Genomic DNA, 23,539 nt, shown 5'->3' on the forward strand with positions numbered 1-23,539 from the left:
ATAAAAAGATAAATATATGAATTAGAGATATAAGTATGTTTATTGTTGTTTTATATAGGCTCGCATTTATCTGTTGATAACCCATTAAAGTCCTTTAATTACAAGAGGTTAAAGAATTCATAAGTGCTGCATGCAGGCGGTATTATATGATCAAAAACTGATGGAAAGCTGCTGATGAAAAGTGCGGTTATACACAGAGAGACACAATTCCATGGTTATCCACATTTTTGCTCCCGGATTTTACTCACGCTATTCCCGGGGTTTTCCACAGGACAGGGGAGTCGATGGTGCAAAACTCTTAAATTTCATTAAGTTATGGGATAAAGTTGTGAGTAATTGTGGATAAAAGCGGTAACTTAGGTTTCCCAGCGTATGAAAAGTCTGAATAGTTTTATCCACAACCCCTTGGTAACCGCCTTTCGTGTCTTTGATTTCAAGAAATGGGGACAAGTGTAAGCCACCAGGCAATTCGCCTGGCAGACCGAGGTGTAACAAAATCCGGGGAAATCAGGGAGTCTGGGAAATTATTTCCCGATGCAAAAGCTCGAAAAGATACGCCCTAATAATTCATCCGGAGTGAATTGCCCGGTGATCTCGCCCAGGGCGTTTTGTGCCTGGCGGAGATCTTCAGCCAGAAGTTCACCCGCACCCATCACCTGAAGCTGCTGCTGGCCGGTCAGCAGTAACTGTTGCGCTCGATCCAGAGCATCCAGATGCCGACGGCGTGCGGTGAATCCACCTTCAGTGGTACCGGTGAAACCCATGCACTGTTTAAGGTGCTCTTTGAGTTTGTCTATACCATCGCCGGATTTGGCGGAGAGCATCAATACTGGGTTTTCTCCGTCCATGTTCAGATCATTGACCTGGAAACCGGGTTGCAGGCTGAGGTCGCTTTTGTTCAGTACTAGTGTCAGATGCGAAGTGTCTTCGAGCTCGTTGACGAACTCCGGCCAGATCTGTCGGGCATCTTTTGAGTCGGTAGTGGTGGAATCCACCACCATTAAAATGCGGTCGGCACGTCGGATTTCCTGCCAGGCGCGTTCAATGCCGATCTGCTCCACTTCATCCGGACTCTCTCTGAGTCCGGCAGTGTCGATAATATGCAGAGGCATGCCATCGATATGAATATGTTCCCGCAGGACATCACGGGTGGTTCCTTCAATATGAGTTACAATGGCGCTGTCGCGTCCGGACAGGGCGTTCAGCAAGCTGGATTTGCCCGCATTGGGCCGTCCGGCAATCACAACGCTCATGCCTTCTCGCATAAGTGCCCCTTGTCGAGCCTGCGTTTTTACCTGTAGCAGTTGTTCCAAAACCTGTGACAGGTCACTGGCAACTTTGCCATCGGCAAGAAAATCGATCTCTTCCTCTGGAAAATCGATTGCCGCTTCCACATAGATTCTGAGCTGAATCAGCGCCTCAACCAGTTTGCCAATCTCATTGGAAAAAGCCCCCTGTAGAGAGTGAAGTGCATTGCGTGCAGCCTGCTCAGTAGAGGCATCAATCAGATCAGCGATGGCCTCAGCCTGGGCGAGATCCATCTTGTCATTGAGAAAAGCACGCTCTGAGAACTCACCTGGAGCAGCCATACGTGCTCCCAGCTGCAATACGCGACGCAAAAGGCAATCCAGTATCACCGGACCACCGTGGCCCTGCAGCTCAAGTACATCTTCACCAGTAAAGGAATTTGGAGCGGGAAAGAAGAGGGCGAGCCCTTCGTCCAGTGCCTCACCGCTGGCATCCAGAAATGGACCATAGTGGGCTTTTCTGGGGCTGAGATCCTGAGACACCATTTCGCGAGCGATGGCACCAGCCCCTGGCCCGGAAACCCTGACGATACCAACGCCTCCTTTTCCGGGGGCGGTGGCTATAGCGGCAATGGTGTCGGTAGTGTTGGACAGGGACTGTGTCATAGCAGGCTCTATAAGCGGGTGTTGTCTGAAGTTTTATTGTGTCGGATCGTGGCGACAGTCGCAAAAAAGGCCAATTCCCTTTCAGGAATTGGCCTTTTCGCAATCAAATGTTTGGTTTGGGGACAGTCAGTCCTTTTCACCAGATTCAATTTGCTTGGTAATCACATACTGCTGGGCAATGGAGAGGGTATTGTTCACCACCCAATACAGTACCAGACCGGCCGGGAACCACAGGAACATAAAGGTGAAAACAAACGGCATCATCTGCATGATACGCGCTTGAGTAGGATCCGGCGGGGTCGGGTTAAGTTTCTGCTGAACCCACATGGTAATGCCCATAATCAACGGCAATATAAAGTAGGGATCCTTAACGGACAAATCATCAATCCACCCCAGGAAAGGCGTGTGACGCAGTTCAACACTTTCCATCAGCACCCAGTAGAGGGCGATAAACACTGGCATTTGAACCAGGATCGGAAGGCAACCACCTAGAGGATTAATCTTTTCCTTCTGGTAGAGCTTCATCATTTCCTGGGACATCTTCTGGCGATCATCCCCATAGAGCTCTTTCATGCGCTGCATTTCCGGACCAAACTTGCGCATTTTGGCCATGGAGCGATAACTCGCTGCAGACAGCGGGAAGAACACCAGCTTGATAATGACGGTCAGGGCGATAATGGACCAGCCCCAGCTGCCAAGCAATCCGTAGATAAAGTTCAAGAATTGGAACAGCGGTTTTGCAATCCACCAAAGCCAGCCATAATCCACCGTCAAATCAAGATAGGGGGCAATCACCTCTAACCGATCGATGTTCTTGGGGCCCGCATAAAAGGAAGCTTGTATGATTCCCTCGCTTCCGGCAGCGATGCTGATCTGAGGGCCTTTGAATCCCAGCAGGAAGATGTCGCCACCGCTTTTGCGCAGATGATAGCTGTTTTCCTGGTCCTGGACCGGAATCCAGGCGCTGAGGAAGTAGTGCTGGACCATAGCGATCCAACCACCCTGGATAGTGGTCTTGAATCCTCCCCGTCTGACCATGTCTTCATCGGCCAGGTCACCAAAGTCGAGCTTTTTGTAGTTTTCCTCGGCCGTTGTCAGCGCTGCTCCCAAATAGGGTTGTATGCCGAAACCATCGACCACAACGGGGTTGTGGCTGTCGCGTTTGATCTGCGCAAACAAGCCAGCTTGCCAGGCATTGGGGGAGTTGCGATTGTCGATGTGGTATTCAAGATCAACCAGATTGTCTCCGCGTCTGAAGACAAACCGTTTCACAATACGGGTATCTCCCTGTTGGAGCTCGAGATCGACATTGAGTTGATCACTACCGTCTTCAAGTCGGTAATGTTGCCGCGCGCTGCGAAACAGAGGACGACCCCGTGCGGTGTCTGTTGCGTTGGGACCAATTAAACCGCTTTGAGCGATATAGACCGTGTGCTCTGTGCGATTCAGTAGAGTGAAGGGTTCATCCGGTGTATCAAGAGAAGCCAGCTGTTCCAACAAGGCGACTTTGACAATGTCGCCACCGGTTGGATCGATCAATACTGACAGCGTGTCCGTCTCGACTTCGATAAGTTGCGTGGAGGCGGGGGTTTCAGCAATGTCCGCAGATGAAGTCGCTACTGATGGAGACGGAATGTCGCCTTCAAAAGTGTTGTCCTGAGGGGCCGCTGTCTGGGGTGCCGTAGTGGTGACGGTGGTCTGCTGCGAAACCTGCGGGCGGTTGCGATCCTGAAAATCGCCCCACTCGTTGATCAACAGCAGGGACACCACCGCGATGGCGCCCAAAATAAGGGTGCGTTGCCAATCCATGTTAATTTACTGCCGTGGTTGTTGATTTTGATGCTTTTGGGACCGGCACCGGATCGATGCCGCCGGGGTGCCAGGGGTGGCATTTCAATAGGCGTCTGATAGTCATGACACTGCCTTTTAAAAGTCCGTAATGCTCAATGGCTTCCTCACCATAATGGGAACACGTGGGATAAAAGCGACATTGATTGCCTACCCATGGGCTGAGGAAATATCGATAGAGGCGTATCAATGTGATCCCGATGATCTTCATGAGCCTAGGCCTGTTGATTGTCGTCACGAGTCCGAGTAATGAGACTTATTCCTGGCTGAGCCAGCAAAGCGGCCATATTATGCCTGATTCTTGTCAGCAGCGGGCTTTTTAGCGCACTTCTTTATGATTCGCTGCCATTGTTTATTCAGCAGCTTGTGCAGCTCAGGGTTTGAGAGTTCATCAAGACCTCTCCTTGCCAGAACAATGGCATCCAATCCACCCAGCTGATCCTGATGCTGTCGAAAAGTTTCGCGAAGTATACGCTTGATTCGATTGCGTTGTACGGCGAGGCGAATATTTTTCTTGGCGATGACCAGGCCCAATCTGGGATAACTCTTTTCGTTGGGGCGAGAAAGTATCAAAACCTGAGGATGAGGTGCGCGAACAGGCGCATCGTCAAAGACGGATTGAAAGTCACTAGCGTTGAGCAATCGAAGGGACTTTGGAAAAGTCTTGCTCGGCACACCGGGACCTAAGTAACAAGAAGGAAGTTAGACTGAATAACGACGTCAGCTTATGGGGTGATAGCGCAGGGCCATCACACCCATATATAAAGCAGGAACAACCGGTAATGATTACCGCTTGATCAGGCTGCCAGGTCTTTACGACCCTTGGCGCGACGACGAGCCAGGATCTTGCGACCGTTTTTAGTGGCCATACGAGCACGGAAACCGTGGGTGCGCTTGCGCTTCAAAACGCTAGGCTGAAAGGTTCTTTTCATGAGACTTTACCTGCCGATTGAGTCTGTCATATATAAATGAAGCGCAATCCGACTGGTTGACATTGAAGCTTGAAGGCGTTGCCGTCGGCTCCGTTGCACCCAATTTTTGACTACGCGGAAAAAAGAGGCGCGATTTTAAAGAATTCCCCACCCAAAAGCAAACACCAAAAGCGCTTTTTCCGGTACCAACCCTAAGAATTCACCCATCACATATTGCACCCAAATTTCGTTCAGGTTGCCAATAGGTTTTCAACAGAGTTATCAACAACCCCAGAAAGAGGTGTTGATACCTTGTCGCGTGTCTGTAATTTTTGTTAAATGCCATTAAATTGTAACTCACTGATTTTCATCAGTTATTTTCAGATTGTTTGAAAATTATACGGTTTTTTTTGTGGATAAGTAGGGTGAATTGGGCGTAAAATAGCTCCCCTTTCCGATCAATAAAGTTGAATATTTTTGGGTGTCAGGCAGTGGCCGTGGGCTGCTGTTGAGGGGGACGTTTTGCCAGATACTCTCTGGAAAAAGTGCGCAGACTCGCTACAGAATGAGTTACCGTCACAACAATTTAATACTTGGATTCGTCCACTAAAAGTGGATGCTCAGTCTGCTGATCATCACTTAAAGTTAATAGCGCCAAATCGATTCGTTCTTGATTGGGTCAATGACAAGTTTCTCAATCGTATCCAAGAACTCGCCGGCGAGCATGGTGCACATATTGGCTTTCAAGTAGAGCTGACAGTGGCTGCTCAGGGAAGTGTTGGCCGCTATCAGCGACGACCGGTATCTCGGATGATTCAGTCTGAGCCAGCACCAATTGCGCCTCCCGCGATGACATCGCCGGCTACCACATCCCTGCCATCGTCAACCGATACGGTCACTAGCGTACAGGATTTGATTGCTCCACCACTGGCCGATAGGGGAGCTATTCAAGTCGAAAGTGGCGCTTATAGTCTTCCGGCGACAAAGCCCCAAAGCCCGGGACCTCAATCCTCGGGAGTGGGAACCTCAGATAATCTGAGCATGCCGTCTGCCAATACCGGGGAGCGAGCGACAACAATTGAAGTTGAGGGCGGTTTAAAGCACCGCAACTACCTCAATGAGGGTTTTACCTTTCCGAGTTTTGTTGAGGGCAAGTCCAACCAGCTGGGTCTTGCTGCCGCACGCCAGGTTGCAGAGAATCCGGGTGGTGCATACAACCCTCTATTTATATACGGCGGGGTGGGGTTAGGTAAGACCCACCTGATGCATGCCGTGGGTAATGCACTGGTTGATAAAAACCCCAATGCCAAAGTGGTTTACCTTCATTCGGAGCGTTTTGTTGCCGATATGGTTAAAGCACTTCAGCTTAACGCCATCAATGACTTCAAGCGGTATTATCGATCTGTCGATGCATTATTGATCGACGACATTCAATTCTTTGCCGGAAAAGAGCGTTCTCAGGAAGAATTTTTCCATACGTTCAATGCGTTGTTGGAAGGCGGGCAACAGATCATTCTCACCTGTGATCGTTATCCCAAAGAGATCAATGGTCTGGAAGAGCGCCTTAAGAGTCGATTTGGTTGGGGGTTAACGGTGGCAATTGAACCACCGGAACTGGAAACCCGCGTAGCCATCTTGATGAAGAAGGCGGATCAGGCCAATATGCACCTTCCTAATGATGCCGCCTTTTTTATTGCTCAAAGGATTCGTTCCAATGTTCGTGAATTGGAAGGTGCCCTGAAACGAGTTATTGCAAACGCGCATTTTACGGGTCGCGATATAGACGTTCCCTTAGTCAGGGAAGCGCTTAAGGATTTATTGGCGCTGCAAGATAAGCAGGTCAGTATCGACAATATTCAACGTGTTGTGGCGGAATATTACAAGATCAAAGTCAGCGACATTCTGTCAAAACGTCGCAGTCGATCGGTGGCCCGACCCCGACAAGTGGCGATGTCTCTGGCAAAAGAATTGACCAATCACAGCTTACCTGAAATAGGTGAAGCATTTGGTGGACGAGACCATACCACTGTTCTGCATGCTTGTCGTAAAATCAAGGAATTGCGGGAAGAAGACGCCGACATGCGTGAAGATTGGAAAAACCTGCAGCGTTCGTTGACATCCTAGGTGATATCACCGCTACGGAAGACACAATAACAAATCCCATAATACTGGAATCTACTACCAGGAAAGAACCTTAAGAGACCTTGCCATGAAATTCAGTGTATCTCGAGAAGCAATCCTCAAACCTCTGCAACTGGTTGCCGGTGTGGTGGAGCGTCGCCAGACTTTACCGGTGCTCGCCAATGTGTTGCTGGTCCTGGAGGACAATCGTTTGTCTTTGACAGGAACGGACCTGGAAGTCGAAATTGTGGCTCGTGTGCAGTTGGATGAAGCGGGCGAGGCAGGTGAGCTGACCGTTCCCGCCCGTAAGCTCGTCGATATTTGCCGATCCTTACCGGATGACGCAATTCTTCAATTTAGTGAAGAAAATCAAAGAGTTATATTAAAGTCGGGGCGTAGTCGATTCACACTTTCAACGCTTCCCGCCAATGATTTTCCCAATGTTGAGCAAGGTAATGGCGACCTTCAATTTAGCTGTGAGCAACAGGATATCAAGCGCCTGATTGATAGAACCGGTTTTGCGATGGCACAGCAGGATGTTCGCTATTACTTGAACGGCATGCTGTGGGAAGTTCAAGAAGGGCAACTGCGGGCGGTAGCCACTGATGGCCACCGTCTGGCGATGTGTACTCGCGCGGTTTCTGTTTCCTGTGAGGCTAAGGTACAGGCGATTTTGCCAAGAAAAGGGGTTGTGGAGCTTGCCAGATTGCTCGATGGACAAGGTAATGTTGATGTGACACTGGGTAGCAATCACATCCGTGTCGCCACTGAAGACTATACCTTCACCTCCAAATTGGTGGATGGGAAATTCCCGGACTATGAAAGAGTTCTGCCGCGGGGGGGCGATAAGCAGGTATTTGGTGATCGCGAAGAGCTGCGCCAGGCTTTTGGCCGTACCGCAATTCTTTCGAATGAAAAATATCGAGGCGTACGTCTGCTGTTAACGGATGGCCAATTAACGATAGTTGCCAATAACCCGGAACAGGAGGAAGCCGAAGAACAAGTGGCCGTTGACTATTCCGGCGATCAATTGGAAATTGGCTTTAATGTCAGTTATCTGCAGGATGTGACCGGCGTATTGAGCTCCGACAACGTTAAGATGACATTGGCAGATTCAAACAGCAGTGCTTTGTTGGAAGAGCCGGAAGGTGGTGATTCCGTGTACGTAGTCATGCCAATGCGTCTGTGATTCCAAATTAGATCTGAATTAACCTTATGACCCTCCGCCGCTTGTCGGCTACTTCCTTCCGTAATCTGCAAGCCGTAGATATTGAGCTGTCTCCACAGCTCAATATCATCTATGGCGACAATGGCAGTGGCAAAACCAGTCTGTTAGAAAGCATCAGCATTCTCTCATTAGGGCGTTCCTTTCGATCACGAAAATACAAACACATGATCCAGCATGAAGCAGAGGATTACACCGTGTTCGGACAGGTGGAATGTGGGGGAACTGCAATACCGGTTGGTATTAATCGGCACAGGAATGGACAGGCGGTTATAAAGATGGGCGGGAAAAACTGTTCATCTGCAGCTCAACTTGCCGAAACCCTTCCGATACGAATCATGAATGGCCACTCTTTTCAGCTCTTGGAAGGAGGACCGGTTGAAAGAAGGAAGTACATTGATTGGCTGGTGTTTCACGTGGAACATGAGTTTTATCAAGCCTGGAGGTCTTACGAAAAGTGCCTTAAACAGCGCAATAGCCTGCTCAGACGTGATAAAATTGACCCTTTGCTTATGGCTCCTTGGGACCGGGAAATCGCTCTCCTGGCGAATCGACTGGACCACTTTAGGCACTCAAGCTTTCGATTACTTGAGACAGTATTCAAGCAACTGATTTCGGAGTTTGAGGGTTTAAAAGGGGTTCGTCTCTCCTATTACAGGGGCTGGGACAAGGACACCGATTACTCAGACTTGCTGTTACAGCATCTGGATAGGGATAGGGAACTGGGTTACACACGGCAAGGGCCTCATCGGGCAGATATACGTGTTCTTGTCGAGAAACAGCCTGCTGTGGAACTCTTATCCAGAGGACAGCAAAAAATTGTGGTCAGTGCACTCTTGATTGCACAAGGGATGGTTTTCTACGAAACCAGAAAGCGTGGTTGTCTATATCTGATTGATGATTTACCTGCTGAGCTTGATGCGAGATTTCGCAGTCAACTTGCTGAATGGTTGTCTCGAATGGAGACGCAGATATTTGTTACTGGAGTGGAAAAGAATATATTGCTGGATGCATGGAGAACTGCCGGCAAGTTACCGGACAGCCACAGAGTGTTCCACGTGAAACATGGTGCCATTCAACAGGAAGGGGCGGAGATCAACACAGTCCCTCTCTAACACAAGACTAAAATGTCTTCAGGCACTCCTTGACTAGAGAAGTGACTGAAAGATTACGAATTAGAACAATATGATCACTGTAACTGCCTAAACTCAGGCTTTTACAGTTTATCCGGAGTGAAATATGACCGAAGAGACTTCTTACGATTCGTCCAGCATTAAGGTGCTTAAAGGTCTGGACGCTGTTCGTAAGCGCCCAGGGATGTATATTGGCGACACAGATGATGGTACAGGTCTCCATCATATGGTGTTTGAGATTGTCGATAACTCGATTGATGAAGCTCTGGCGGGCTACTGCTCTGAAATCAAAGTAGTGATTCATCCCGACGAATCTGTGTCTGTCTCCGACAATGGTCGTGGAATTCCTACTGAGATTCACGAAGAAGAAGGGGTTTCTGCTGCAGAAGTGATCATGACCGTGCTTCATGCAGGTGGTAAATTCGACGACAATACCTATAAGGTATCCGGTGGACTGCATGGAGTAGGGGTTTCCGTAGTAAATGCTCTTTCTTCCAAGCTGAAACTGACTATTCGCCGAGATGGAAAAGTTCACGAGCAAATTTACCACCACGGCGTACCCGAAGCTCCACTTAGTGTTGTCGGTGAAACAGAAGCACAGGGCACCGAGGTACATTTTCATCCCTCGGCAGACACTTTTACGAACATCGAATTTCACTTTGATCATTTGGCCAAACGCCTTCGAGAGCTCTCCTTTTTGAACTCCGGTGTTCGGATTGTCCTGAAAGATGAGCGAAGTGGCAAAGAAGAGATCTATGAGTATGAAGGTGGTCTCAAAGCCTTCGTTGAGTATCTCAACCAAAACAAGACACCTATCAATCAGGTGATGCACTTCAGTACCGTCCGAGAAGAAGATGGTGTGGGGGTAGAAGTCGCGTTGCAGTGGAACGACAGCTTCCAGGAAAATATTTTTTGTTATACCAACAACATCCCTCAAAGAGATGGGGGAACGCACTTGGCGGGTTTCAGAGCATCCTTAACCCGTGGGCTGAATGGCTATATCGAGCGCGAAGGTCTGGGTAAAAAAGATAAGGTAAATACAACCGGTGACGATGCTCGGGAGGGTTTAACCGCCATCATTTCGGTAAAAGTCCCCGATCCGAAATTCTCTTCTCAAACCAAAGATAAACTGGTTTCTTCTGAAGTGAAAACGGCAGTTGAGCAGGAGATGGGTGTTGCCTTTGCCGATTACTTATTGGAAAACCCTCAAGAAGCCAAAGCTGTTGTAGGCAAAATGATTGAGGCTGCCAAAGCCCGTGAAGCGGCCCGTAAGGCTCGCGAAATGACTCGTCGCAAAGGGGCATTGGACATTGCTGGATTGCCCGGGAAGTTGGCAGACTGTCAGGAAAAAGATCCGGCACTTTCCGAACTTTATCTGGTGGAGGGAGACTCGGCAGGTGGTTCAGCCAAGCAGGGGCGCGCACGTAAAACCCAAGCTATTCTTCCACTCAAAGGTAAGATCCTTAACGTAGAAAAGGCACGCTTTGACAAGATGTTATCCAGTGCTGAAGTGGGAACACTGATCACCGCACTGGGATGTGGTATCGGTAATCAAGAGTTTGATCCGGATAAGCTACGCTACCACAGCATCATTATCATGACCGACGCGGATGTGGACGGCTCCCATATCCGTACATTGTTACTGACTTTCTTCTTCCGCCAGATGCGTGAACTGGTTGAGCGTGGCCACATCTACATTGCCCAACCACCGCTTTACAAAATCAGCAAAGGCAAGCAGGAACAGTACCTGAAAGACGAGTTGGCACTGACGCAGTTTCTTACTCAGGCGGCACTGGAAGGAGCATCACTTCATGTCAACGCAGAGGCACCGGGAATTTCGGGAGAAGGGCTGCAGGGGCTGGTTGAAGCCTATCGCCAGGTAATGGCAACTATCGATAGACTTTCTCGACTCTATCCCTCGGAAGTCCTGGAACAGCTAATCTATCTACCTTCTGTGGCAGAACAGCAGTTGTCTGATCAGGCTCAAATTGAGAGTTGGGCTGAAGGTTTATTGTCAGAATTGACAAACAAAAGTGGCAGTGGCAGTCATCGTTATGAAGTCATTGTTAAAGAAGATGAGGAACGCCACGAATTTCTGCCTGTTATACGGATCACTGCTCATGGTGTACCAACCGACTATACGCTTTCTCGAGACTTCTTTATGTCCGGTGAATACGCGTCTATTGTCGCTTTGGGTGAACGCCTTGAGGGCCTGATCGAAGAAGGGGGTTACATCCAAAGGGGCGAACGCCGTCGTGAAACCACCAGTTTCAAAGAAGCGCTTGAGTGGCTTATGGTGGAATCTCGCCGAGGCTACAATGTGCAGCGTTACAAGGGGCTTGGTGAGATGAATCCGGAGCAACTGTGGGAAACCACCATGGATCCTGAAACCCGCCGTATGCTGCAGGTAACCGTGGAGGATGCGATCGCAGCTGATCAAATTTTCACCACTTTGATGGGCGATCAGGTTGAGCCACGTCGAGACTTTATTGAAACCAATGCTCTCGCCGTTGCCAATTTGGATGTTTAAGCCCTTTTGATGTTATCGAAGCCCCGTTAATCGGGGCTTTTCTTTTCTTAAGAACTCCGAAATCCCCGCTATAATCAATGCCATAGCTTTATTTTGCCAGAAGTTTCTCCATCGACAGCAGTGGTATCCCCCAATGTTAGATCAGCAACAGTGGGTTTTGGGCAACAAAGACAGCCTCATATCCTTGGAAAAATGGCAGCGAACCGTAAATTTGCTGTCAGAGCTATTTGATGCGCCGGCCGGGTTTCTGGTGCAATACACCGAGGCGGGTTTTCAGGTAACCATCGCCAGTCAACAGGAATCCAATCCCTATCCCGCTGGTGGAATTATTGACCCTGACGCCAATATATTCTGTCGAAAGATTGTTGAGAACGGTGAGGCCCTCTATGTAAAGGATGCTCCCCTCGATCCTTGTTGGGACACCAACACTGAGGTCACCGAAGACGGTTTTCGCTCTTATTTGGGTGTCCCGGTACATTGGCCCGACGGTTCACCCTTTGGCACCTTCTGTGTGATGGACTTTCGAAAAACAAATTACAGCGATACCTATATCAAGCTGATTCATCAACTAAGAGATATCCTGGAAGCCGATCTGGAGCTTATTCACGCCTATGAGAATTTGCATGAGCTGGCCATGTCAGACGAACTCACCAATCTATACAATCGGCGAGGCTACCGCATTCTGGCGGAGCAACGACTAAAGCTTGCTCATCGTATGGAGGTAGAGGTCGGGATGCTTTATCTGGATCTGGACGAATTTAAAACGGTTAATGACCAATATGGTCACGAAACCGGTGACAATGTGTTGGTTGCCTTGGCAGATGCGATTCGAGATAGTGTACGTGACAGCGATATCGTTGGTCGTATTGGCGGAGATGAATTTACCGCACTGGTAATGGTCAAGGATCCAGACGATTTTGAGCAGATCAATGTTCGTATCAGATCAAACCTGCTGAAAAACCTGAAAGAGAGAGACTTACCCCAGATCGAAGTCAGCGCCGGTTACGCATTGATGCAGGGCTTGGATATCGATGAGCTGCTGTCTGAGGCCGATCAGGCGATGTATCGGCATAAGCAAACCAAGCGCTAGACGGTCAGCTGCCGCCCTTATTCCATCGACGCAATTTCCCCTTCAATCCATTCCTTGGCCGCTGCCGTCATCTTCTTACTGCAGCTTTCACTGGCATCCAGTGGTTTACCGATAGAAACGGTAACCGTACCGGGGTATTTGACCAGGGTGTGCATGGGCCAGCAGCGTCCGGAGTTATGGGCAACGGGTATTAAGGGCACACCACTAGCCAATGCGATGTCGGCACCGCTGCGAGCGTAATTGCCAACCTCGCCATAAGGTGTTCGGGTGCCTTCCGGGAACACCAGCACATTGTTGCCCTCGGACAGACGTTGTCCACCCACAGTCTTAACCTGCTTGAGAGCCTTTCTCGGGTTGCTGCGGTCGATGGGTATAGGCCGCAATGCAGCGAGTCCCCAACCAAAAAATGGAATGCGAAACAGCTCTCGCTTCAAGATGGTCGAAGTGGGGTGGAATTGCATCTGCAAAAACATGGTCTCCCAAGTGGATTGATGTTTCGCCAGAATGACAATGGCTTGGTCTTTGGGAATATTCTCCAATCCCTTGACGGTATAACGCACACCGCAAAGTATTTTGAGTGACCACAATACCCAGAAATTAAAACCCATTAAAACGCGGGATCGAAAGGGATAGGGACACAACATTAGGGGCAAGCTCAACAGCCCGAAAAAAATAGCGCCGCTGGCAAAGCAAAGATAAAACAGGAGAGATCGAATTAACAACATGGTCTATTCGCGGGAGTCTGGAGAGGCATATTGGTCGAGAATATAGAGCACGGCCTGTTGCAAGTTGGTGAATACTGGCAAATTCTGAAAACGTTCATTGTCGCTATCAGCCAGTTTTGCAAGAGTTCGCTCTCCCTTTCCAGTTTTCACCAGAATGGGTTCACAACCCTTTTTTAATCCGGCTTCGAGATCTCGCAGACTGTCGCCAACAAGAGGTGAACCTGCAGCGCAGATCTCTAACTCGGCTTCAATGGCATCAATGAGTCCAGCCCGAGGTTTACGGCAGGGACAGTCATCATCGGGGCCGTGAGGGCAGTAAAAGATACCGGCAAGTTCACCGCCGGCTTGTTCTACGGCTTGTTGAAGCTTATCGTGCATAGCCTCAAGATCGTCCAGATCAAACAGACCGCGTGAAAGGCCAGACTGGTTCGTCGCAACGACGACGGTAAAGCCCGCTTGATGCAATTTCGCGATGGCTTCCGCGCTGCCCTCTATCAGCACAAACTCATCAGCAGACTTTACGTAGTGATCGGAGTCACAGTTAATGACTCCGTCTCTATCCAGAATGACCAGCTTCATAAAAGTTCCGCAACCGTCTTACTTACTCGGCACCAGCAGAGAAATATCTGCCACCTGCAAAAACAGATTGCGAAGTCGGCTCAATAACGCGATACGATTGTTGCGCAATGCCAGGTCATCGGCCATGACCATCACATTGTCAAAGAACGCATCCACAGGTTCGCGCAAGTCGGCCAGGGTTGCCAGCGCCTGCTCGTAATTTGCGGCGGCGAACAGAGGTTCTACTGCAGCGGACTTTGCATCCAGTGCTTCAGCCAACGCTTTTTCAGCGTCTTCCTGCAATAACTCGGTATTGAGCTCGGTAGGAATTTCTCCTTCCACTTTGGCGAGAATATTGGAAACACGTTTATTGGCAGCCGCCAGTGCTTGCGCTTGTGGCAACTGGTTAAACGCATTGACCGCTTTCACGCGACGATCAATATCGAGCGGTTGTGTCAGCTGTTTGGCGTGAACCGCCAGGAATACTTCAACAGCGATATTGTCTTCTTCATACCAGGCACGGAATCGCTCGACCATATAGGCAAACGCGGTTTCCAGTGTCTCTTCGGGTTTAGCAATATTCTTACCGTGTAACTGGATCGCGCTATTGAGAAGGGCCTTCAGATCCAGCGTCAGGTTTTTCTCAACCAGCAGACGCAGAGCGCCAAGGCTGGACCGGCGCAGCCCGAAAGGATCCTTTGATCCTGTTGGCTTCTGACCAATACCAAAAATACCACTCAGAGTATCTATACGGTCGGCCAGCGCAATAATGGTGCCGGTATCGGTCGATGGCAGGCTGTCGCCAGCAAACTTTGGCTGGTAATGTTCTTTCAGGGCCAGGGCTACTTCGCTGTCCAGATCTTCATTGACGGCGTAGTAGTAGCCGGCCGTACCCTGCATCTTGTCAAATTCGCCGACCATATCGGAAACCAGGTCAGACTTACACAGCTGCGCAGCCTGGCGGGCTTTGTCGGCGTCGGCTCCCATCTGCGTAGCTATTTCGGACGCCAGGGAAGCGACGCGCTCGGTTTTATCAAAAATAGAGCCCAGTTGCGCCTGAAATACGATGGGTTTGAGGCGCTCGCGAAACTCACACAGGCTGGTTTTCTTGTCGGTTTCAAAGAAAAAGGCCGCGTCGGACAGGCGTGGACGAATGACACGTTCGTTACCGTCGATGACTTGCGCCGGGTCACGACTCTCAATATTGGATACGGTAATAAAGTTCGGCATCAGTTCGCCCTGCTTATCGACCACAGGGAAGTATTTCTGATGCTCCTTCATGGAATAGATCAGGGCTTCTGCCGGCACTTCGAGAAATCTCTCTTCAAAGCGTCCTGTGAGGGCGACGGGCCACTCCACCAGAGCGGTAACTTCGTCCAGCAAATCCTGGTCAATGACAGCGACCCCACCAATCCGCTCAGCTTCGGCCTCGACCTGTTGGCGAATGGTTTCCTGACGCTGTTGGAAATCTACCATCACATAAGCGGTATTGGGCAGTTTGTCCAAGTAATCGGCGGCATTCTCCACCAGCAATGGCTGATTGTAGTGAAAGCGATGGCCACGTGTTTCCCGGGAGGCGTGCAGGCCCAGAATTTCGGCATCGACGATCTCATCACCCAACAGCATCACCAACCAGTGCACAGGACGGACAAATTCTGTGCGACTGGCACCCCATCTCATGCGCTTGGGAATCGGCAGAGCATTCAAAGACTGCTCTACAATTTCTGGCAACAATCCGGTGGTCAGTTCGCCGCCTGCCTGGGAGCGAAACACCAGTTTATCGGCCTTACCGTCGTTTTCGGTGGCCAATTGATCGACGGTTGTACCATTTTTACCGGCGAAGGCTTCCGCGGCCTTGGTCGGTTTACCGTCTCCATCAAAGGCAATTTTTGCCGGTGGGCCCCAGACCACAACATCTTTAACCGGAGTCTGTTCTTCCAACTCGCGCACTACAACCGACAGACGCCGGGGAGCCGCGTAAGGCTCAATGGCCGCAAAGTTTACATTTTGCTGCTTGAGGCCTTGTTCGATACCTTGAGAAAAAGCCAACATCAATTTCTTTAGCGCAACCGGAGGCAGTTCTTCGGTGCCCAGTTCGACCAGAAAATCCTTAGCCATGATTACTGTTCACCTCCATTGGCTTGTTCTTCCTCTGCACATTGCTGCAGAACCTGTTCTCTAATGGAAGCCTCCGCCAGAGGGAAGCCCAACTCTTTTCGTGCATCGAAATAGCACTGGGCAACGCCTCTGGCGAGGGTGCGTACCCGAAGAATGTAGCGCTGGCGCTCGGTAACCGAGATGGCATGGCGGGCGTCCAGCAGGTTAAAGGCGTGAGAGGCCTTCATCACCATCTCGTAGGCGGGCAGCGGCAGATTCTTTTCAATCAGTCGCTGACTGTCGCGCTCGTACTGATCAAATGCCTGGAACAGGAAGTCAGTATCGGCTTCTTCAAAGTTGTAACGGGACATCTCCACTTCATTTTGGTGGAACACGTCACCGTAGGTCACCTTGTTGCCGTCCGGACCCACCGTCCACACCAGATCATAGATGGAATCCACTCCCTGCAGGTACATGGCAATACGCTCCAGACCGTAGGTAATCTCACCGGTCACGGGATAGCATTCCAGACCACCCACTTGTTGGAAGTAGGTGAACTGGGTAACTTCCATACCATTGAGCCACACCTCCCAGCCCAGGCCCCAGGCTCCAAGGGTGGGTGACTCCCAGTTGTCTTCCACAAAGCGAATATCGTGGATGCCCGGGTCTATGCCCAGCTCACGAAGAGAGTCCAGGTAGAGCTCCTGAATATTGCTGGGGGAGGGTTTCAGCACCACCTGATACTGGTAATAGTGCTGAAGGCGGTTGGGGTTTTCACCGTAGCGGCCGTCGGTTGGGCGACGGCTGGGCTGAACATAGGCCGCGTTCCAGGTCTCAGGGCCGATAGCACGCAAGAAAGTTGCCGGATGGAAAGTACCCGCGCCCACCTCCATATCCAGAGGTTGAAGTACGACACAGCCCTGGCGGGCCCAGAATTGTTGAAGCGCGATAATCAGCCCTTGAAAAGTGCTGGCATCGGGTGAGTTGGTCTCAGACACGGCTGCCTGTCCCTCCGGCAATATATGGTTGAGTGAAAATCAAGCCCGCGATTATAGCCCCAGCCCGGAGGTAGCACCAATGCATAGGCGTCATTTCTGGGGGCATCCCGGAAATTTGTCTTCAATAAGCCAGAAAGTTGTTGATTTCCGGGCCTTTGGGTAAGCTTCGCAGCCCTTCTTTAATGATTGTGAACGCAACATGTCGACAGAAACCGCCAACTCCAGCGCCGGCCGCCTAAAGGAATCCATTGCGGTGGGGCTATTGAAAGCCTCCTCAAAGCTGCCTTTGGAAATCAGCCGGATATTGGGGGCCTGGGTAGGGGTTCTTTGCGTGATTCTGAAGACTCGGATGATCAAAGTAACCCGGGAGAACCTGAGTCTCTGTTTCCCTGACATGGAGGCCGCTGACCGCGAACGACTGGCGCGCCAGAGCGTGATAGAGACGGGAAAACTCATGGCTGAAACCGGTGCCGTCTGGTTGCGACCCTATGAGTGGGTAAAGGGGAGGATTCTCAGGGTTCATAACGGCGAGTTATTGCAGCAATCCCTGGATCAGGGCCGTGGGGTGGTTCTTTTGGCACCGCATTTGGGTAACTGGGAGGTGTTGGGCCTGTATTTATCGGATGTGGCCGATATTACCAGTTTATATCAACCTCCGGAGATGGCCGCATTGGAACCCATTATCCGTCAAAGCCGGGAAAAGGTGGGCGCGAAACTGGTACCTACCAATCGCCGTGGAGTAGCCGCACTGCTCAAAGTGATCAAAAACGGTGGTTTTACCGGGATCTTGCCCGATCAGGTGCCCGAGGCCAGTGGAGGAGACTTTGCTCCGTTTTATGGGGTGCCGGCCTTAACCATGACACTGGTTGACAATCTGCGCTCGCGCTCAGATTGCCTGGTGATCGCAGCCTATGCGCAGAGGATTAAAGGCGGGTTTGAGATTCATTTTCTGGAAGCGGATCCGGGCGTATATTCATCGGATCAGTCGGAAGCCTTGGTGGCGCTCAACCGAACAGTGGAAAACTGTGTGAACGGAGTGCCCGAGCAGTATCAATGGGAGTACAAACGATTTCGGCGTCAGCCGGAGGGAATGCCGCGGCGCTACAAAAACTAGTATTACCCTGACTATGTATTAGCCCGACGCGGATGCGCTTTGAGGTAATCCAGCAGATCCGGGCCAGGCAGGGGGCGAGAGAAGTAGTAGCCCTGGATCAGGTCGCAATTCATGTTTTTGAGAATGGAAAGCTGACCTTCGGTTTCGACCCCCTCCGCGATTGTGCGTATACCCAGTGCCTTACTCATCGCAATAATGGTGGAAACCAGTGTTAGTGCGTCGTTATCACTTTCCAAATCAGCGACAAAAGAACGGTCTATTTTCAAATAATCCACTGGAAAATTGCGCAGATAACTCAATGACGAGTAACCGGTGCCAAAATCGTCCAGTGAAATACTGCATCCCGCCTCTTTGAGGCGGTACAGGTACTCCGCAAAACTCCGGTTTTCGGGGGCCAGTATGCTTTCGGTGATTTCAAAGCTGATGCGTTGGTGTTCCACGCCTTCCTCTTTAATGATCCCGAGCCAGTCATGGTACTGATTCCCATCGTCTGGGAACTCAGCAATGGAGCGGTTGACGGCAATGGTTACCGGTTGGAGTTGCAGGGAATCCAGGCGCTGAATCAGACGACAACTCTCCTCCAGTACAAACCTGCCCAGACTGCGCGCCAGCCGAAACTCTTCGGCAATGGGAATGAACTCCTCCGGCGACACAAATTCTCCATCCAGTTGCCAGCGAATCAGTGCTTCACACTTCTCCACCTCGCCGGAGGCAATATTGACAATCGGTTGGAAGAATACGTTCAGCTCCCGCTTGTGCAGGGCTTTACCGAGGGCGTTTTTCAACAGCAACTTGCGGTGGCTGCGTTGTTGTAATTCGTGTGTGAAAAAGTGAAAGCAGTTCTTGCCGCTGTGTTTGGCGTGATCGGCAGCCTGGTCCGCCTTGTTTATCAGGTCCAGAGAGCTATGAGCGTCGTCCGGGCATATGGCAATACCAATGGAGGCGGTGATCTCAATCACATGATCACTGATTAAAAATGGCGCATTGATGGCATCGAGAATGTGCAATGCAACAGTTTCTGCATTGACCATATCGTCCAGAATAGGCATCAGCAAAGCAAATTCATCGCCTCCGATACGGGCCAGTGTGTCTGACTGGCGAGTGTGTTGACCGAGGCGTCGGGCGATCTTTTGCAACAACAAATCACCGACATTGTGGCCCAGAGTGGTATTGATGTCGCGAAAGTTATCCAGGCTGATACACAGAAGAGCAGCTTTGGTGTGCTGCCGATCCATCAATAGACGTTGTTGCTCGATGCGATCAAGCAACAGCTGACGATTGGGGATATTGGTTAGCAGATCGTAGTGTTCCCGTTGCCGAATCTGTTTCTGGGCTTGCTTTAGATCACTGATATCATGAAAAATGGCCATGTAGTGGCTCTTGCCACTTTCAGGTTCGGTAAAACGGTGCAGCATCAACCACTCTGTGTAGGTTTCACCGGATTTTTTCCGGTTGAGGATTTCCCCAGACCAGGTGCCTTTGGTGTTGAGGTCGGCCCACATGGCGTCGTAAAACTCGCGATCATGCAGTCCCGACTTCAGCAGCGATCCCGGTGACTTGCCTAAAGCTTCCTCCAGAGAGTATCCACTGATACGGCTAAACGCAGGATTGGCGTAGAGGATTTCCACCCGCTCGTTGGTAAGCAGCACACCTTCACCCAAGGCATCAATCATGGTCTGGTGAATATTGAGTTGCCGCTGACTCTGCCGTCGTTCCAATTCGCCGGCGATAAGACCGGAAAATAACAGGAATAATGCCTCGGCACTCTGTACGTTCTCGATGGATTCGGCATAGAGTGCAACCAGGATACCCATTACCTGGCCTTTGCTGTCAGTAAGCGGAGTACCCACATAGGCATCAATGCCCATATCCACCAACAGTTGATCGTTGGGGTAGGCATTCTGAGCCCCACCGTTATAGACGCAGACACTGTCATTACAAACATCCGCGCAGGGCGTGTCCTTGAGGGAGTAGCTGAAATTGTCGGTCAGGTCCGGGCCTGCGGCATAGGCAATGGTGGTGGCCTCGGAATAATTCGGACTCAGGGTTGCAACATAGGTATGGTCTGCTTCAATGGCTTTGGCGAGAGCTTGCACAATCGTGCTGAAGAACTCCTTGCCATGGGCGGACGACAGGCTGGAGACAATAGAACGGACTTTGTCATCGATCATACGGGGCGCTAATGTTCACAGGTGGAATTTCCGGTTTTGATCTCCAATGATGACTCTTCGCTGCGAACCACTTTCCGAGTGTATTTGGAATCTTGGTGTCTTAAAAAATGGCTATCCAATTTCTGTAAGCTTGCGTAATAAGACTTAGAGTTGGTAAGGTTATTATCTTTTTAAGACTAGTGCAATCTACAGCTATAGACTAGCAGGTGATGGCGTACAATTCATCTTTTCCAGAACATTGGACTAAACAGGACCAGAAGCGTAAACACCTCGAGGCGCCCCAGCAGCATCGCGAAGCACAGCACCCATTTGGCTGTATCATTGATATCGCCGTAATGTGCCGCAACCTGACCCAACCCTGGGCCCAGGTTGTTGATGCACGCACCCACAGCAAAGAAAGCTGTGATGACATCCAGGCCGGTACCGATGAGCACCAGAAACATGGTGAAGTAGGCGAATACATAAACCGAAAAGAAACCCCAGACAGCATCGACGACTCGATCTGAGACGCTGGTATTACCCACTTTGATGGGGATAACCGCATTGGGGTGGATCAGACGTTGAATTTCGCGTACGCCCTGTTTGAAGATCAGCAGGATTCGGATCACCTTGATTCCACCCCCCGTAGAACCTGCACAGCCCCCCATAAACGCGAAGTAAAACAGCATAAAGGGCAGCACATTTGGCCAGGCGCTGAAATCCGTGGTAGCAAAGCCTGTGGTGGTCAGAATAGAAACCAATTGAAAAACACCATGGCTCAGACTGTCGTGCAGATTGAAGGTACCAAACAAGTACAGCATGCCGACTGTCAGGACACAGCCAAGCAAAATCACGCCAATATACAATTGGAACTCAGGATCTCGAAGGTAATGAGTCAGGCGGCGTTCCTGAAAGCTGTAGAAATGCAGGGCAAAATTCACTCCTGACGCCACCATAAAGAACACACAGATAGCCATGATGGCGTCACTTTGAAAGAAACCGATACTGGCATCATGGGTGGAAAACCCACCAATTGCGACGGTGGCGTAGGCGTGACAGATAGCATCAAACAGCGTCATCCCCGCCATCCAATAGCTCAAGGCACAGACAATAGTGAGGCCCAGGTAAATCAGAAACAGGGCTTTGGCGGTCTCGGTAATGCGGGGCGTGAGTTTACTGTCCTTGACCGGCCCTGGGGTCTCAGCCCGGTACAACTGCATTCCCCCGATACCCAGCATTGGCAAAATTGCCACAGCAATCACAATGATACCGATACCGCCGAGCCACTGGAGTTGTTGGCGGTAATAGAGAATGGACTTCGGCAGGACATCGAGCCCGGTAATCACCGTCGCGCCAGTGGTAGTAAGGCCGGAAAGTGATTCGAAGGCCGCGTCCACAAAAGAAAGTTGCAGGCCGTTGGAGAACATAAACGGCAAAGACCCGAAAAGCCCCAGCACCGACCAAAACAGCGCGGTTACCAGAAACCCGTCGCGGGTTCGCAGATCCTGTTTGATATTGTGTACCGGCATCCAGGCCAGCAAACCCGTCACAAAGGTAATGCCAAAGGCCAGCCAAAAGGCCGTCTGGTTTTCATCCGCAAACCACAGTGATACCAGAATCGGCGGAAACAGGGTCAGGCTGAACAGCATTAACAGGATGCCGAGAATACGAAATATGATGGTGAAGTGCATACAGCTCCTACTCTCAGAAGAACGTAAAGCCCACCTGGAAGAGTTGCTCAATATCCTTGGTGTGACGTTTATCCACCAGGAACACAATGACATGATCCCCGGTTTCCACCACAATATCGTCGTGTGCGATCAGAACTTCGCTGCCTTTGTCGGTTTCCCGCAAGATCGCACCAATGCTGGCGCCGGCCGGCAGGTCGATATCTTCAATGGCCTTACCCACCACCTTTGAGGTACGTTTGTCGCCGTGGGCAATCACTTCAATGGCTTCGGCCGCTCCCCGTCGTAAGGAGTGCACATTGACGATATCACCGCGCCTGACGTGGGTGAGCAGGCTGCCGATGGTGGTGGTCTGGGGAGAAATGGCGATGTCGATTTCTCCGCCCTGAACCAGATCAACATAGGCGGGGTTGTTGATCAGCGTCATGACCTTTCGCGCACCGAGGCGTTTGGCCAGCATCGACGACATGATATTCGCTTCATCGTCGTTGGTGAGCGCCAGAAAGACATCCGTATCCTCGATATTCTCCTCCAGCAGCATCTCCTGATCTGAGGCACTGCCGTGAAGCACAATGGTGCGATGAAGCCGCTCCGACAGATAGCGGCAACGCTGTTCGTAGAATTCGATCAACTTTACGCTGTAGCGGGACTCGAGCTTTTTGGCCAGGCTGAAACCGATATTGCCACCACCGGCGATTACGATGCGCTTGTACTGGTTTTCCAACCGGCGCAGTTCGCTCATGACGGCTCGAATATCGGACTTGGCGGCGATAAAAAACACTTCATCGTCGGCTTCGATAACCGTTGAACCTTCGGGAGTGATCGCCCGGTCGCGTCGGTAGATTGCGGCTACACGGGTGTCCACGGAGGGCATATGTTGTCTCAGAAAGCTCAATTCCTGACCGACGAGCGGCCCGCCATAATAGGCTTTGACCGCCACCAGCTGTACCTTGCCATCGGCAAAGTCGAGCACCTGCAGGGCACCGGGGTGTTCTATGAGACGAAAGACATAATCGGAAACCAATCGTTCCGGGCTGATCAACACGTCAATGGGGATGGCGTCGTTGCCGAAGAGTTTGGGCTGGTTGAGATACGCATTAGCACGCACTCGGGCAATTTTGGTGGGCGTTCGAAACAGGCTGTAGGAAACCTGGCAGGCGATCATGTTGATTTCGTCGTTGTTGGTAACGGCAATCAGCATGTCGGCGTCTTCGATGCCGGCCTGCATCAATACACCCGGGTGTGATGCCTCTCCCGTGACAACACCAATATCCAGCCGGTCTCGAAGCTCTCGCAATCGAGCTTCATCGGTGTCGACCACCGTGATGTCATTGGCCTCATTGGCCAGGTTTTGCGCCAATGTGCCGCCAACCTGGCCGGCCCCCAAAATAATGATTTTCATGGTCTCTCACTGACCTGGTTGTTATGCAAAACCCTA

Annotated in this window: 18 protein-coding genes; 6 read left to right on the top strand and 12 right to left on the bottom strand. The window is 50.7% G+C overall.

Translation table 11 applies throughout. The annotated features are described in order from the left end of the window. Window positions 1-524 precede the first annotated feature (524 nt). From mnmE to rpmH, 5 genes are all read right to left on the bottom strand, one after another. The gene (gene mnmE / locus HBA55_RS07830) at window positions 525-1,913 is read right to left on the bottom strand and encodes a tRNA uridine-5-carboxymethylaminomethyl(34) synthesis GTPase MnmE (RefSeq protein ID WP_166989110.1); all 1,389 of its coding nucleotides are present in this window, start codon (window positions 1,911-1,913) and stop codon (window positions 525-527) included. A 126-nt stretch (window positions 1,914-2,039) separates the two neighbouring features. Then, window positions 2,040-3,722 (bottom strand): membrane protein insertase YidC, encoded by a 1,683-nt coding sequence (gene yidC / locus HBA55_RS07835; protein ID WP_166989112.1) that lies wholly within the window; start codon window positions 3,720-3,722, stop codon window positions 2,040-2,042. A 1-nt stretch (window position 3,723) separates the two neighbouring features. Continuing rightward, window positions 3,724-3,972, bottom strand: coding sequence for a membrane protein insertion efficiency factor YidD (gene yidD / locus HBA55_RS07840; RefSeq protein ID WP_166989114.1), 249 nt, complete (start codon window positions 3,970-3,972; stop codon window positions 3,724-3,726). Between the two features lie 77 nt (window positions 3,973-4,049). Continuing rightward, entirely contained in the window at window positions 4,050-4,436 is a 387-nt protein-coding gene (gene rnpA, locus HBA55_RS07845; protein ID WP_166989116.1) for a ribonuclease P protein component, read from the bottom strand. 122 nt (window positions 4,437-4,558) lie between these two features. Continuing rightward, a complete protein-coding gene (gene rpmH, locus HBA55_RS07850; RefSeq protein ID WP_166989117.1) occupies window positions 4,559-4,693 on the bottom strand; it encodes a 50S ribosomal protein L34 in 135 nt (44 codons plus the stop codon). A 501-nt stretch (window positions 4,694-5,194) separates the two neighbouring features. Between rpmH and dnaA the strand changes: the two genes are divergently transcribed. From dnaA to HBA55_RS07875, 5 genes are all read left to right on the top strand, one after another. After that, window positions 5,195-6,796 (top strand): chromosomal replication initiator protein DnaA, encoded by a 1,602-nt coding sequence (gene dnaA / locus HBA55_RS07855; protein ID WP_166989119.1) that lies wholly within the window; start codon window positions 5,195-5,197, stop codon window positions 6,794-6,796. Between the two features lie 85 nt (window positions 6,797-6,881). Next, window positions 6,882-7,982, top strand: a complete 1,101-nt coding sequence (gene dnaN, locus HBA55_RS07860) for a DNA polymerase III subunit beta (RefSeq protein WP_166989121.1) — start codon at window positions 6,882-6,884, stop codon at window positions 7,980-7,982. Between the two features lie 26 nt (window positions 7,983-8,008). Further along, complete coding sequence (gene recF / locus HBA55_RS07865; protein ID WP_166989123.1) at window positions 8,009-9,133, top strand: DNA replication/repair protein RecF; 1,125 nt, start codon at window positions 8,009-8,011, stop codon at window positions 9,131-9,133. 124 nt (window positions 9,134-9,257) lie between these two features. Then, entirely contained in the window at window positions 9,258-11,681 is a 2,424-nt protein-coding gene (gene gyrB / locus HBA55_RS07870; protein WP_166989125.1) for a DNA topoisomerase (ATP-hydrolyzing) subunit B, read from the top strand. Window positions 11,682-11,814: 133 nt separating this feature from the next. Then, window positions 11,815-12,771: a sensor domain-containing diguanylate cyclase gene (locus HBA55_RS07875; RefSeq protein ID WP_166989128.1), complete on the top strand. Its 957-nt coding sequence runs from the start codon at window positions 11,815-11,817 to the stop codon at window positions 12,769-12,771. A 17-nt stretch (window positions 12,772-12,788) separates the two neighbouring features. Here HBA55_RS07875 and HBA55_RS07880 read toward each other — a convergent pair whose 3' ends face one another. The 4 genes from HBA55_RS07880 to glyQ are packed head-to-tail and all read right to left on the bottom strand — an operon-like array spanning window position 12,789 to window position 17,149. After that, window positions 12,789-13,496, bottom strand: coding sequence for a lysophospholipid acyltransferase family protein (locus HBA55_RS07880; RefSeq protein ID WP_166989130.1), 708 nt, complete (start codon window positions 13,494-13,496; stop codon window positions 12,789-12,791). 3 nt (window positions 13,497-13,499) lie between these two features. Beyond that, a complete protein-coding gene (gene gmhB, locus HBA55_RS07885) occupies window positions 13,500-14,075 on the bottom strand; it encodes a D-glycero-beta-D-manno-heptose 1,7-bisphosphate 7-phosphatase (protein ID WP_166989132.1) in 576 nt (191 codons plus the stop codon). 18 nt (window positions 14,076-14,093) lie between these two features. Further along, entirely contained in the window at window positions 14,094-16,172 is a 2,079-nt protein-coding gene (glyS, locus tag HBA55_RS07890; RefSeq protein WP_166989135.1) for a glycine--tRNA ligase subunit beta, read from the bottom strand. A 2-nt stretch (window positions 16,173-16,174) separates the two neighbouring features. Continuing rightward, window positions 16,175-17,149 carry a glycine--tRNA ligase subunit alpha gene (glyQ, locus tag HBA55_RS07895; protein WP_166989139.1) on the bottom strand — a complete coding sequence of 325 codons (975 nt, stop codon included), beginning with the start codon at window positions 17,147-17,149 and terminating at the stop codon, window positions 16,175-16,177. Window positions 17,150-17,348: 199 nt separating this feature from the next. Between glyQ and HBA55_RS07900 the strand changes: the two genes are divergently transcribed. Continuing rightward, window positions 17,349-18,263 carry a lysophospholipid acyltransferase family protein gene (locus HBA55_RS07900; protein ID WP_166989142.1) on the top strand — a complete coding sequence of 305 codons (915 nt, stop codon included), beginning with the start codon at window positions 17,349-17,351 and terminating at the stop codon, window positions 18,261-18,263. Between the two features lie 11 nt (window positions 18,264-18,274). Here the strand turns inward: HBA55_RS07900 and HBA55_RS07905 are convergent, their stop codons facing one another. From HBA55_RS07905 to trkA, 3 genes are all read right to left on the bottom strand, one after another. Continuing rightward, entirely contained in the window at window positions 18,275-20,434 is a 2,160-nt protein-coding gene (locus HBA55_RS07905) for a putative bifunctional diguanylate cyclase/phosphodiesterase (RefSeq protein WP_166989146.1), read from the bottom strand. A 221-nt stretch (window positions 20,435-20,655) separates the two neighbouring features. Then, window positions 20,656-22,104: a TrkH family potassium uptake protein gene (locus HBA55_RS07910; RefSeq protein WP_166989150.1), complete on the bottom strand. Its 1,449-nt coding sequence runs from the start codon at window positions 22,102-22,104 to the stop codon at window positions 20,656-20,658. A 13-nt stretch (window positions 22,105-22,117) separates the two neighbouring features. Further along, a complete protein-coding gene (trkA, locus tag HBA55_RS07915) occupies window positions 22,118-23,503 on the bottom strand; it encodes a Trk system potassium transporter TrkA (RefSeq protein ID WP_166989154.1) in 1,386 nt (461 codons plus the stop codon). Between the last annotated feature and the right edge of the window lie 36 nt (window positions 23,504-23,539).

The sequence above is a fragment of the Pseudomaricurvus alkylphenolicus genome (assembly GCF_011683955.1).
In the GTDB taxonomy this organism is placed as follows: domain Bacteria; phylum Pseudomonadota; class Gammaproteobacteria; order Pseudomonadales; family Cellvibrionaceae; genus Pseudomaricurvus; species Pseudomaricurvus alkylphenolicus.